This is a genomic window from Rahnella sp. BCC 1045, from assembly GCF_019049615.1.
Classification (GTDB): Bacteria; Pseudomonadota; Gammaproteobacteria; order Enterobacterales; family Enterobacteriaceae; genus Rahnella; species Rahnella contaminans.
Genome location: NZ_JAFMOZ010000067.1, coordinates 1 through 11,266, shown reverse-complemented (window position 1 = coordinate 11,266; position 11,266 = coordinate 1). Strand labels below are relative to the sequence as shown.

Below are 11,266 nucleotides of genomic sequence, written 5' to 3'. Positions count from 1 at the left end.
GTCTGCCTGGGGCGGTATTGTACGCTATATTATGCTGAGGGTGACCTATCGTTTCTTTCAGGATATGATTAATTGTCTTTTACAAATCGTGGTTTCTTGTTTTTGCGGGATGATGGTCAGCATTATTCTCATTAACAGGAATATCAGTGATACCCGCATCTTGGTTCTGGCCGGATTAGGGGGCGTTTTTTCAGGGCCTATCCTGAATATTTTAGGAAAAAAGATTGCTGCCTGGGTCGATAACATCCCGCCCAGACCAAAATGATTTTTACTTTACAGGATGACATATCAGGAGAACGGGCTATTCTGCTGGTATGTCATTGTCTTAAAGGCTCAGCCAGCACTCATAATACAAATACCGGAGATTTTCTGAAGAACGTCTGACTAAATAAAGTTGCTTACTATTTGATTTATTCTTAAGTCCCGAACCTCGTCCGCAAGATAATTAATATATAACGGAGGACTGATAATCTGAATTTCGGCAGGAAGGTGGAACTCGGCCAGATTATAATCCCGGTCATGGATAAAATAGTGCGCAATATTGCGTGGGAAAACGGCCAGCATATCCCCGCTTTCCAGCATGTTAAGCACCCCGCTGATGGAAGAAGAGGTGTAGGCCGTTCTGATTTCGCCTGGATACGGAGTATCCACACTCACTAGTCCGCCAAAAGGGGTTTTCAGCGGCCCCAGCAGGTAATGACTGTAACAGGCATGAGGCGATGCATAATAATGACTCAATGTGACAGAGGCCTGACCGGAAAGCAGATTATTTTTACTACAAACAATCACGAAATCTTCCAGAGCCTTCAGTTTTCTACTGATGATCCTTTCATGATGCAGGATGTAATTACCAATAAGAATATCAACATTATTATGAAGGAAACTCTGGATCATGTCCGCTTCCTGACCAAAGTGATGATTTGAGAATTCAATATTACTGCTTCTGTCGGTGATGAAATGATGCTCAAAAATATCCGGGCAGATGATTTTCAAAAAAGAACATGTTGACTGCCTCCGTTCCGGATTTTTAACAACGCTTTCGATGATATTCATGGCCTTAGAAAAAGAAGAATGAATTTCCATCGCTGCGCTTGTCGGTTTGAGGCCATTCACTGTACGGTAAAAGAGATCTCCGCCAAAATGATGCCTGAGTTTTTTTAGTGAAGCACTGACTGCAGAAACAGAAAGATTAAGATTAGCCGCTGCGCGGGATAAATTTCCAGAACGGATGACTTCATTCATCGTTTTGATCAGATTGTAGTCAAATTCATCTGCCTTTCTACTATCCATTTGTTACCTCATTATACAAATTAACCACAGTATAATTATAAAAAACTGACAACAAACTTCTTTAATGCACAATTAATGGGTTATACAGAAGCACATGCTCTCAATACGTGCGTTTATTTCTATCCGGCAATGACACCCGCTTTCATGCGCTGGCTATAAAAACACGTTCTTTTAACCAGCCATAAACAAAAACTTCATTTGTAGTTTTCGATTCTGCTAACTCTAAATAACGATTCCCCTGAGAGCAATTTAATGCAGCTAATAAAACATGTTCTCCTTGCTTACCGCGTTCGGTCAGAAATAGTGTTAATGCATTGAGCGTCCCCGGTCCTGTTACTCCGTCAACGGCAATATCCGGATATGCTTTCCCTCCCTGATTGAATACATTCAGCCAGCGCTGAAGCCATTTAACCGCAACGCCTGCCCCCATATTCGTCGCCGTATCACAGAGTTCTTGTGCAAGGGCAGCAGAAAGCTTGTCGATTTTGTCGAACCCCGGGCGGATCCAGTAAAGATTAAAAAGGATAGAATAGGCTTCTTCCTTGGTCAGGCTCGCCATATCACCGTTATAACCTGAATTCCTGGCAACACGCTCGGTTATTCCCCAGCACGTTTTCCCGCCGGGGTCAGCGGGGTTATTCACATACCCCCCCTCCCGTTCTAACACACCGGAAATAATTTTATTATCAAACACAGTAACTCCTTCCAGACTCTGGTTATTATTCTTGTTTCACTGTTGATTCAACATCACAATGCCGGTAGTCGCTAACAGAAAAATCATTATGCACAGAGCAACTTTAATTCTCAGCGCGACACGATTTACTGTGGAGTTTTTACACAGGGGAACTATCACGACCTCTTTATTCACGGTCACACCGACCTTCGGCACCGTCATGAACAATTTATCGATGCCGATGGTTTTAAGATCACGTCGAATTAAATAGAGTATTTGTGTCAGGCTGGTTTCGCTGGTGAACTGGCTTCTTGTCCCCCAAATAGCCTGAGACAATTCTTCTTTGCTGATAACATCGTCTTGTGCATGCTGAACTATATAAGACAGGCAATGAGCCCGCATGAAGGTGAGTTTTAATTTTTTATTACTGTGAATTTTTGTTATTTCTTTCGTTGATTCGTTATATAAATATTTATGATTTATAAGATAACTTGTCATGACAGAGATGATTCCATTCAGGGGAGCATTAACTATTAATAACTTCATGAGGAAATTAAGACTATATTAACTTTTATTTTTAGCTATCAATAACTCACGTCTTCATTCTAAATTTGCATGAAATGTGACAACAACAAAGCATATTGATGCCTTTGCTATTTACCAACAAGTCATCTGAAGACTTATCGAAACCCATATGCAAGATACAAGCATTCATATCGATAATGGCTAAACAATAAGACATTATTTATTAAGATTTATATGAAATTATTATCAATGACTTTTTGATATTCGCGATGTTGTTATAATAGCTCACATACCTGCCTTCACGTTGTGATCACAAAAGTGGGCACACGAACGCCATTCCGTTAGGCTAACGTAAACAGAAAGTGTTCGGTGACCAGCTGGAGTAAGAAATGTTGCGTGTTATTGATACGGAAACCTGCGGATTGCAGGGTGGCGTGGTGGAAGTGGCATCCGTCGATATTGAGAACGGGAAAATCGTTAACCCGATGAGTGATCTGGTGCGCCCTGACCGGCCTATCAGCCATCAGGCGATGGCCATCCACAAAATCACCGAAGCGATGGTGGCCGACAAACCGTGGATTGAAGACGTCATTCCCCGCTATCACGGCAGCCCATATTACGTCGCCCATAACGCCAGTTTTGACCAGCGCATGTTGCCTGAAATGCCCGGCCAGTGGATTTGTACCGTGAAACTGGCGCGCCGTTTATGGCCGGGGATCAAGTACAGCAATATGGCACTCTACAAGTCCCTCAAGCTGCAAGTCGCCACGCCTGCGGATTTGCACCATCACCGCGCGCTTTTTGACTGCTATATCACCGCCGCGTTACTCATCCGTATCATGGATGAATCCGACTGGACGCCGGAAGAAATGGTCACTATCACCGGCCGGCCTGCGCTGATCAACACCATGATGTTCGGCAAATATCGCGGCAAAAAGATTGCAGAAATAGCCGAAGACGACCCCGCTTATCTGCGCTGGATGCTGAAAAACATCAAAGAATTAACGCCCGACCTGAGGATGACGCTTAAGCATTATCTGGATGCGCAATAGGGTTTATTGCGGCACTTTTTCGCGGCAAATGCCCAGCACAAGCTGACGCAGCCAGCGGTGCGCCGGATCGACTTCCGAGCGCGGGTGCCACATTTGTGAAATCGTGATCTCGCGGGTTTTCACCGGCAGTTCAAACGCGTGAAGCCCGACGGGATCAGAAATCAGGAATGACGCGGGAATCAATGCCACCAGATCGGAGTTTTGGGCAATCGCCAGCGCGGCGGAAAACCCCGGCACCACAGCGGCGATTCTGCGTTTCAGCCCCGCTTCGGCCAGCGCGTTATCCACCGGGCCGTGCGTGCCGTTGCGGCGGGCAACGACAATGTGCCCGAAAGAAACATATTCCTGCGCGGTAAGCCCCTTCTTTCGCGCCAGCGGATGGCCTTTGCGCACCACGCCGATAAATCTGTCGCGGAACAATGTCTGCAAACGGATTTCCGGCCCCATGTCGCCGACGACGCCGATCTCGAGATCAACCCGCCCTTCGCGCAATGCGTTAGACGTTTTTTCCGGTTTTGGCGTGAACCGCAAACACACGGAAGGTGCGGCCTGCGCGGCAGCGGCAATCAGCGCGGCGCCAAACGCCACCACAAAACCATCGTTGGAGCGGATCAGGAAAGTGCGCTCAAGCCGGGCTAAATTGAGTTCTGCCGAAGACGGGCGAAGCAGCGCACGCGCTTCAAAACTGGCGTTCTGTGCACGTTCGCGGATCGCTTCGGCATACGGCGTCAGCACCATCTGGCGTCCGGCGCGCACCAGCAAAGGATCGCCGGTGGTCGAGCGCAGGCGGCTGAGCGTCCGGCTCATCGCGGAAGCACTTAATCCCAGATGGCGCGCAGCACCCGCTACACTTCTTTCAGCGAGAAGCACATCCAGCGCAATGAGTAAGTTCAGATCAGGTTCAGTCATGCGCGCAGTGTAACGCGCCAGGAAACCGCAGAGAAGGCGTTTGGTGCAGGTATTCAATGCAAATGCTGCGTCTTCCGCTATATCCGGCGTCCCGCTATATTCCCTGCATCCCCTGTGAGAGAGAACGGTTTTAATTATGGAATTATTTTCAGACAGACCCGGCGATGAAGGATTACCGGGCCGCGAGCGCGGTTTTGCGATGGCGGCCGTCATGACGATGGCAACGATGTCAGTTTTTGACGGTTCGATGGTGAATATCGCGTTGCCGCAAATCGCGCGGGCGCTGGATATTTCGGCGGGCGCGGCGGTGTGGGTTTCCAACGGTTATCTGCTTTCAGCGTCCATGGCGCTGGCGATTTTTGCCGCGATGGCCAGCCATATCGGCTTTCGTTCGATTTTCGTCGCCGGACTGGCCCTCTTCACTCTTTCATCTCTGGGCTGCGCGCTCTCTTCCTCCCTCGACGTGCTGGTGTTCATGCGCGTGCTGCAGGGAATTGGCGCGGCGGCCACGCTGAGTATTGGCCCGGCGATTTTACGATCCGTATTTCCGACCCGTCTGCTGGGACGAATTCTTGGCCTGAATGCCCTGATTATCGCCACCAGCACGGCCATCGCGCCGGTTCTGGGCGGCACCATTTTATCGGCGCTCAGCTGGCAATGGCTCTTTGCGATTAATATCCCGCTGGGCATTATTGCGATGATCCTCGCGCTGCGCGTCATTCCGGCGAATCCGGCAGCCACGCGCCAGCCGTTTGATTTTGCGGGTGCGGTATTATCCGCCGCGATGCTCGGTGCGCTGATCATGGCCGCAGACGCGTTTTCACGCCCCGGTGCAGATGATTTAACGATGGCTGTCAGCTACGGGCTGATCGCTATTCTGACCGGCGTCGCGTTTGTCTGGCGTCAGCGCCGCGCAACAAAACCTCTTTTGCCGCTCGGCATTTTCGCCTCCCCGCGCTTTTCTCTGGCGGCGCTGACCTCGCTGGCCTCATTTGTCAGCCAGGGAATTACCTTCGTGGCGCTGCCGTTTCTGTTCCAGAGCGTTTACGGTTACAGCGCGTTTGTCTCCGCCCTGCTTTTCACGCCGTGGCCGCTGGGGATTATTCTCGCTGCGCCCCACGCCGGACGTCTCGCAGATCGCTATCCGGCCGCCATCATTTCCACAATCGGTCTGGCGGTCTTCGGGGTGGGATTATTGCTGCTCGCGCAACTGCCTGAACATCCGCAATTCTGGGATATCGGCCTGAGAAGTTTCGTTTGTGGTCTGGGTTTCGGCTGTTTCCAGAGCCCGAATAATCGCGAAATGCTGTCGAACGCCTCGCGCGAACACAGCGGCTACGCCTCCGGCGTACTGGCGATTATGCGTACCTTCGGGCAGTGCCTTGGCGCGGCAGTCGTCGGCGTGATCCTGTCCGTTTACGCCGCCAGCAACGTGATCCGTGAAGCCCACGCCGTAAAACTGAGCCTGTGGGTCGCCGTGATTGCGACAATTCTTGCAGTTGTAATCAGCGTGAGCCGGTTGCGCGGGCAGCGACATGATTTGCAGGCAGAGAAATGACGGGCGTTCTACTGGCTAAGCCTTTTCCCAAGCCGCTGTTTCAGGTTATGTTTACGACGATACACGTCGGTGAAAATTGAAGCGTGCTCATGAAGTAAACCCACAGAGGATAAATTTCTATGCTGGAACTGAGACCCAACTGCGAGTGTTGTAATACCGATTTGCTGCCGACGTCGGCTGACGCGAAAATTTGTTCGTTTGAGTGCACCTTCTGCGTTACGTGCGCCGACACAAAACTGGGCGGAATTTGCCCGAATTGTGGCGGAGAATTGGTTGCGCGCCCCCGCAGGCCGGAAAATAAACTCGCCAATAATCCGGCGTCGGCAACACGGGTATTGAATCCTGCGGGCTGTGCTTCTTCCTGATGATTAACCGGTACAAGGCAACGCCAGCGTTTCAGCTGCTGGCGTGCACTGATGGAAAATCAGCTGCCAGCCGGTTCCTTCCCCCTCTGACCTTCAGCATCAACTCCATAAATCATCGTAATGTGAGCTCTGTCGCATTCCTGCCGTATGACTGATCATGAACATCGTTCATGTTCGGTGAAATTAAATCACTTTTCCTCATTCAATGACTCAGGCATAAATTGTGCATACAAGAATTTTACATAATTGTTATCTGTAAACAGGTTGAAGGCTACAGGATGTAGCAAGTCAGAAACGAAAAAGGTTTATTCCTGTAAGGCAAGCAACATATCAGTTTATATTTCATACATCAGGGCGCCGGAATACAATGAATAAAAAGTTTGCATTTACTGTTAAGAGCATTCGTTTCGACGAGGATTATAACCCTTCGGAAAGTACGCGTATCACCACCAACTTTGCGAATCTGGCCAGAGGTGAGAAACGCCAGGAGAATTTGCGCAATGCCTTAGTGATGATTGACAATCGTTTCAATTCTCTTGCGCATTGGGATAACCCTAAAGGCGATCGTTATTGCGTCGAACTTGAAATTATTTCCGTTGAGCTGAAGATTGACGCTGAAGACAATAGCGATACTTTCCCGGTCATTGAAATATTAAAAACGAATATCGTTGATAAAAAAACGAATGAACGCATTGACGGTATTGTCGGGAATAATTTTTCCTCCTACGTACGTGATTATGATTTTAGCGTGCTGCTTTCTGCGCACAATAAGGGAAAAAACCAGTTTACCCTTCCCGATAATTTCGGCGAATTACACGGAAACATCTTCAAGCACTTCGTCAATTCCGACAGTTACAAAAGCAATTTCACCAAAACGCCGGTAATTTGTCTCAGTGTCTCAAGTAAAAACATCTATAACCGTACGGGTAATGTGCATCCTGTTTTAGGCATTGAATATCAGCAGGATGAATCTTCATTAACCGATCACTATTTCAGCAAAATGGGATTACAGGTTCGTTATTTCATGCCTGCAAATAGCGTTGCGCCTTTGGCTTTCTATTTCTCTGGCGACTTACTCAGCGATTACACAAATCTCGAGCTTATCAGCACCATCAGCACGATGGAGACGTTCCAGAAGATTTACCGTCCTGAGATTTATAACGCGAATTCAGCGGCAGGAATATGCTATCAGCCAAGCCTGAATCAACAGGATTATTCATTAACACGAATTGTTTATGATCGGGAAGAACGTAGCCATTTAGCCATTGAGCAGGGAAAGTTTACTGAAGATAATTTCATTAAACCCTACCAGACGATTCTTGAGCAGTGGACTGCTAATTCCGTTCTTTGATTAACCAAAATACAGGGTCATTTATTATGAAAAAGTTATTACCCACTTCAACGGCGGGCAGTTTACCTAAACCTTCCTGGCTGGCACAACCTGAGGTCCTTTGGTCACCCTGGAAATTGCAAGATCAGGAATTAATCGACGGTAAACAAGATGCCCTGCGTCTTTGTCTGGAAGATCAACAGCAGGCAGGGATTGATATTGTCAGTGATGGCGAGCAAACGCGTCAGCATTTTGTCACCACGTTTATTGAGCATCTTAACGGCGTTGATTTCGAGAAACGTGAGATCGTTAAAATTCGTGATCGCTATGATGCGAGCGTGCCGACCGTCGTGGGCCCGGTTAGCCGCCAGAAATCGGTGTTTGTTGAAGATGCCAAGTTTTTGCGTCAGCAAACCGACAAGCCGATCAAATGGGCCCTGCCAGGCCCTATGACGATGATCGACACGCTTTATGATAACCACTATAAAAGCCGCGAAAAACTGGCCTGGGAATTCGCTAAAATTCTCAATGAAGAAGCGAAAGAATTAGAGGCGGTTGGCGTCGATATTATCCAGTTCGATGAACCCGCTTTTAATGTGTTCTTTGATGAAGTGAATGACTGGGGCATTGCCACGTTAGAAAGAGCCATTGAAGGGCTGAAATGTGAGACGGCGGTGCATATTTGCTACGGCTACGGCATCAAAGCCAATACGGATTGGAAAAAAACGCTGGGAACAGACTGGCGACAATACGAAAAGATTTTCCCGAAACTGCAGAAATCAAATATCGATATTATTTCACTGGAATGCCATAACTCGCATGTTCCCATCGAACTTTTGGAACTCATTCGCGGTAAAAAGGTGATGGTTGGTGCGATTGATGTCGCAACCAATAGCATTGAAACGCCTGAGGAAGTCGCCGCGACGCTGCGCAAAGCATTGCAGTTCGTCGACGCCGATAAGCTCTACCCTTGCACCAACTGCGGCATGATCCCGTTACCGCGTGGCGTTGCACGAGGCAAGCTCGATGCGTTAAGCGCAGGCGCAGAAATCGTCCGCAAAGAACTGCTGGCTAAATAACCCCGCCTGAAAAGAACGCCGTCCGGGTTGAGCAAGCAAATTGCTTAACCCGGAGTCTCTGCCTGAATGCATCATAACCTTTCCATAAGCATGGATATCAAGGCCATTACTTGTTATAAACCCCGAAGTCAACCGAAGAGATGAGAAGGAATGAGCAATACAAACTGGCATTGGGAAGCACATTTCAATATAGAAAGCTCAGTCCTTATGAAAATATTGGTTGTTCTTCTTCTTATCTATTGGGGCTATGCTGAGCTACAGAAAAGAAGGAAAAAAAGAGAAAACCCCGATGTTTCAATCGCTAAAGCCAACGCCAGAGAACGTAACCAATGGCGCTATGTTAGGCGCTTATTCCGGGTATTGCAGATCGCATTCGCTTTATATCTTGTAGGATCGACGATTAAATTCCTGTTCGCATAGAAGCAGACCGAGCCTTTTTATATCACGGCTGCCCGGTGCCTCCGGATTTAACGCAATGGTAGCGCCCTCATACTTCAATCGATGAAACACGCGTCGCGATAGGGCAATGCGGCGTGCCGCTCCCGGTGCCTGAACCGGATTTTACCGATAACGAAACGGTTCTTTACTACCACTGCATGGAAGGAAAGGAATTCACGTTTAAGCGTGATTTTCATATTTGTAATGTGAACAAAAACACGCCCGCCTGCGTGGCTAAACAGCAGGTTTACCCGGTGAGCCAGAAGCAAATCGAAGCGCCGCCTTTTGTTGCTGATGGGTTTCTACTCCATCAAACCGGATTCGGGCGCAGATGAATCCCAGTTCATTCGGTGGCGTAAAGCCGGGGCTTCGCTGCATTTTTCCCATGCTGTTGAGAACGATAAGCTCGCGTCAGACACGATGTATGAGTGTGGCTATCCGGAACCGCTGGGCTCAGTGTCTTTTCTTCCGACGGTCCTGAAGGCCGCACAGATTCAGCAATGTATGCTGGATAAAGGCTTCGAACCTGAAAATAAACTCATCCTGGTTTGCCGTAACTACCCGCAGGTGACGGGGTGCCGGACATAGCGAAAACTTTGTCCGGCAATGCCTTAATTCATGCAATCATTTTTATTGTATGAATATGATTTTTCAGTCAACCCTTGCGTATACACGTACTCAACCTGCAAACCGTATTTCTTCACCATATTGCCCGCACAATACGCCCCCGTGAAATTAGTCCGGCTCTGAGTTTCAAGTTGAGCATCGGTGATATCGGCAAGGCGGGTGTTTTCGATGGTGTAGGTATAAATGAGGGTTTTGTCATTGAGCTCGGCGTTTTGCAGGACGGTGTAATAATCCAATCTGACCGGGAAGCTGCCTTTCGCCCTGGCTGTATCGAGTTGCTGATGGAATTCATGCCAGGCTTTCTGCGGGGAATCGGTCATCAGGTATTTCACGCCAGCCACGAATCCTATGCAAACGGCAGCACACAGCGCCGTCAGGAGCAGCACTTTTGTGCTGCTGACATCCTGCGAACGTGCTTTTGAGTGATACCAGAAAGTGCCCACAACCCCGCCGGAAAAAAACATCATAAACATGACGAAGAATACGATATTACCGCTGCTGTATGTAACGGGCGCATAGACTTTGTCCAGCACAAACAGCAAGAGCATCAGCACCGCACAAACCCGGCTGCGCCGGTAAATACCGTATGCCAGACCACAGGTTACAAACACATAAATAAGGTTGAAATAAACGAGCAGGTTTCTGACGCCGCTTGTCCAGAAATAGACATCCAGCGCAACGGTAATCAGTGCCGAAGCCACTGCGCCCGTCCAGCCATTCTTGATCAGGCGATTGATCGCCTTAGGCACCGTATTTTCTTCTACAATTTTTACATCCGTGTCTGTCATTTCACATTTTCCCTGAAGTTTATGAGTTCAGTGATATTCGTTTCTTACAAAACGAACTCCGCAATAAAGTATAAATTATTGTCTGTTTCAAAAGACTAAAAAGACATCGGCATTTTGCCTGAAATATTGAGTGGAATTATTATGTTCATTTAAAGGAGCACCGGATGCCCTACACATCTCACACCGCACAGATCAAAAATGTAATTACCGGCAACGACGTCGTGATCATCGAACCGGCCAACGTCTATGGCTGCACGCTGGGTGATGCGGTTTTTATCGGCCCTTTTGTCGAAATCCAGGCGAACACCGTCATAGGACGTGGTACTAAAATCCAGTCACACAGTTTTGTCTGCGAGTACGTAACCGTCGGCGAAGAATGTTTTATCGGCCACGGCGTGATGTTTGCTAACGATATGTTCCGTGATGGGAAACCCGGTCCGGATCGTGATTCATGGGCCAGAATTGTAGTCGGCAACCACGTTTCGATTGGCAGCGGCGCGACCATTCTGGCGGTGACCCTTTGTGACGGCGCGGTCATCGGTGCGGGCAGCGTGGTGACGAAAGATATCACAGAGAAAGGCGTGTATGCGGGGAATCCGGCGAAACTGCTGCGTTTGCTATAGCCGTAAAAA

The 11,266-nt window shown here is 48.4% G+C and carries 13 protein-coding genes and 1 pseudogene; 9 read left to right on the top strand and 5 right to left on the bottom strand.

The window, feature by feature from the left end; translation table 11 throughout:
* Window positions 1–265, top strand: a 265-nt coding sequence (locus tag J1782_RS00725; protein WP_217152027.1) for a phage holin family protein, incomplete at its 5' end; no start/stop codon positions are given.
* A 119-nt stretch (window positions 266–384) separates the two neighbouring features.
* On the opposite strand, the gene J1782_RS00720 is transcribed toward J1782_RS00725, so the two are convergent.
* The 3 genes from J1782_RS00720 to J1782_RS00710 all read right to left on the bottom strand — a co-directional run bounded on the left by J1782_RS00720 (window position 385) and on the right by J1782_RS00710 (window position 2,461).
* The gene (locus J1782_RS00720; protein ID WP_217152025.1) at window positions 385–1,290 is read right to left on the bottom strand and encodes a LysR family transcriptional regulator; all 906 of its coding nucleotides are present in this window, start codon (window positions 1,288–1,290) and stop codon (window positions 385–387) included.
* Between the two features lie 142 nt (window positions 1,291–1,432).
* On the bottom strand, window positions 1,433–1,984 hold the full coding sequence (locus tag J1782_RS00715) for a putative peptidoglycan-binding domain-containing protein (protein WP_217152018.1): 552 nt from the start codon (window positions 1,982–1,984) through the stop codon (window positions 1,433–1,435).
* A 36-nt stretch (window positions 1,985–2,020) separates the two neighbouring features.
* The gene (locus J1782_RS00710) at window positions 2,021–2,461 is read right to left on the bottom strand and encodes a winged helix-turn-helix domain-containing protein (RefSeq protein ID WP_217152016.1); all 441 of its coding nucleotides are present in this window, start codon (window positions 2,459–2,461) and stop codon (window positions 2,021–2,023) included.
* A 416-nt stretch (window positions 2,462–2,877) separates the two neighbouring features.
* On the opposite strand from J1782_RS00710, the gene exoX reads away from it, so the two are divergent.
* Entirely contained in the window at window positions 2,878–3,540 is a 663-nt protein-coding gene (gene exoX / locus J1782_RS00705) for an exodeoxyribonuclease X (RefSeq protein ID WP_165059994.1), read from the top strand.
* A gap of 3 nt (window positions 3,541–3,543) precedes the next feature.
* Here the strand turns inward: exoX and J1782_RS00700 are convergent, their stop codons facing one another.
* Window positions 3,544–4,449, bottom strand: coding sequence for a LysR family transcriptional regulator (locus J1782_RS00700; RefSeq protein WP_217152014.1), 906 nt, complete (start codon window positions 4,447–4,449; stop codon window positions 3,544–3,546).
* A gap of 136 nt (window positions 4,450–4,585) precedes the next feature.
* Here J1782_RS00700 and J1782_RS00695 point away from each other — a divergent pair, with 136 nt between their 5' ends.
* The 6 genes and pseudogenes from J1782_RS00695 to J1782_RS00670 all read left to right on the top strand — a co-directional run bounded on the left by J1782_RS00695 (window position 4,586) and on the right by J1782_RS00670 (window position 9,807).
* A complete protein-coding gene (locus J1782_RS00695; RefSeq protein ID WP_152326659.1) occupies window positions 4,586–6,007 on the top strand; it encodes an MFS transporter in 1,422 nt (473 codons plus the stop codon).
* 119 nt (window positions 6,008–6,126) lie between these two features.
* Window positions 6,127–6,372 (top strand): DUF1272 domain-containing protein, encoded by a 246-nt coding sequence (locus tag J1782_RS00690; RefSeq protein ID WP_152326660.1) that lies wholly within the window; start codon window positions 6,127–6,129, stop codon window positions 6,370–6,372.
* A gap of 367 nt (window positions 6,373–6,739) precedes the next feature.
* A complete protein-coding gene (locus tag J1782_RS00685) occupies window positions 6,740–7,723 on the top strand; it encodes a DUF1852 domain-containing protein (RefSeq protein ID WP_165059987.1) in 984 nt (327 codons plus the stop codon).
* 26 nt (window positions 7,724–7,749) lie between these two features.
* Window positions 7,750–8,781, top strand: coding sequence for a methionine synthase (locus J1782_RS00680; RefSeq protein ID WP_152326662.1), 1,032 nt, complete (start codon window positions 7,750–7,752; stop codon window positions 8,779–8,781).
* 150 nt (window positions 8,782–8,931) lie between these two features.
* A complete protein-coding gene (locus tag J1782_RS00675) occupies window positions 8,932–9,201 on the top strand; it encodes a hypothetical protein (protein WP_217152007.1) in 270 nt (89 codons plus the stop codon).
* Window positions 9,186–9,807: pseudogene (locus J1782_RS00670) on the top strand (hypothetical protein). Before J1782_RS00675 ends, J1782_RS00670 begins: the two are co-directional and overlap by 16 nt.
* A gap of 23 nt (window positions 9,808–9,830) precedes the next feature.
* On the opposite strand, the gene J1782_RS00665 reads toward J1782_RS00670, so the two are convergent.
* Complete coding sequence (locus J1782_RS00665) at window positions 9,831–10,634, bottom strand: hypothetical protein (protein ID WP_217152000.1); 804 nt, start codon at window positions 10,632–10,634, stop codon at window positions 9,831–9,833.
* 164 nt (window positions 10,635–10,798) lie between these two features.
* On the opposite strand from J1782_RS00665, the gene J1782_RS00660 reads away from it, so the two are divergent.
* Window positions 10,799–11,257, top strand: a complete 459-nt coding sequence (locus tag J1782_RS00660; RefSeq protein WP_165059975.1) for an acyltransferase — start codon at window positions 10,799–10,801, stop codon at window positions 11,255–11,257.
* Window positions 11,258–11,266 lie beyond the last annotated feature (9 nt).

Excerpts from the sequence above, each read along its gene's own strand:
- J1782_RS00660 (WP_165059975.1), top strand. The coding sequence starts at position 10,799 with ATGCCCTACACATCTCACACCGCACAGATCAAAAATGTAATTACCGGC.
- exoX (WP_165059994.1), top strand. The coding sequence starts at position 2,878 with ATGTTGCGTGTTATTGATACGGAAACCTGCGGATTGCAGGGTGGCGTG.
- J1782_RS00680 (WP_152326662.1), top strand. The coding sequence starts at position 7,750 with ATGAAAAAGTTATTACCCACTTCAACGGCGGGCAGTTTACCTAAACCT.
- J1782_RS00690 (WP_152326660.1), top strand. The coding sequence starts at position 6,127 with ATGCTGGAACTGAGACCCAACTGCGAGTGTTGTAATACCGATTTGCTG.
- J1782_RS00695 (WP_152326659.1), top strand. The coding sequence starts at position 4,586 with ATGGAATTATTTTCAGACAGACCCGGCGATGAAGGATTACCGGGCCGC.
- J1782_RS00700 (WP_217152014.1), bottom strand. The coding sequence starts at position 4,449 with ATGACTGAACCTGATCTGAACTTACTCATTGCGCTGGATGTGCTTCTC.
- J1782_RS00665 (WP_217152000.1), bottom strand. The coding sequence starts at position 10,634 with ATGACAGACACGGATGTAAAAATTGTAGAAGAAAATACGGTGCCTAAG.
- J1782_RS00675 (WP_217152007.1), top strand. The coding sequence starts at position 8,932 with ATGAGCAATACAAACTGGCATTGGGAAGCACATTTCAATATAGAAAGC.
- J1782_RS00710 (WP_217152016.1), bottom strand. The coding sequence starts at position 2,461 with ATGACAAGTTATCTTATAAATCATAAATATTTATATAACGAATCAACG.
- J1782_RS00685 (WP_165059987.1), top strand. The coding sequence starts at position 6,740 with ATGAATAAAAAGTTTGCATTTACTGTTAAGAGCATTCGTTTCGACGAG.
- J1782_RS00720 (WP_217152025.1), bottom strand. The coding sequence starts at position 1,290 with ATGGATAGTAGAAAGGCAGATGAATTTGACTACAATCTGATCAAAACG.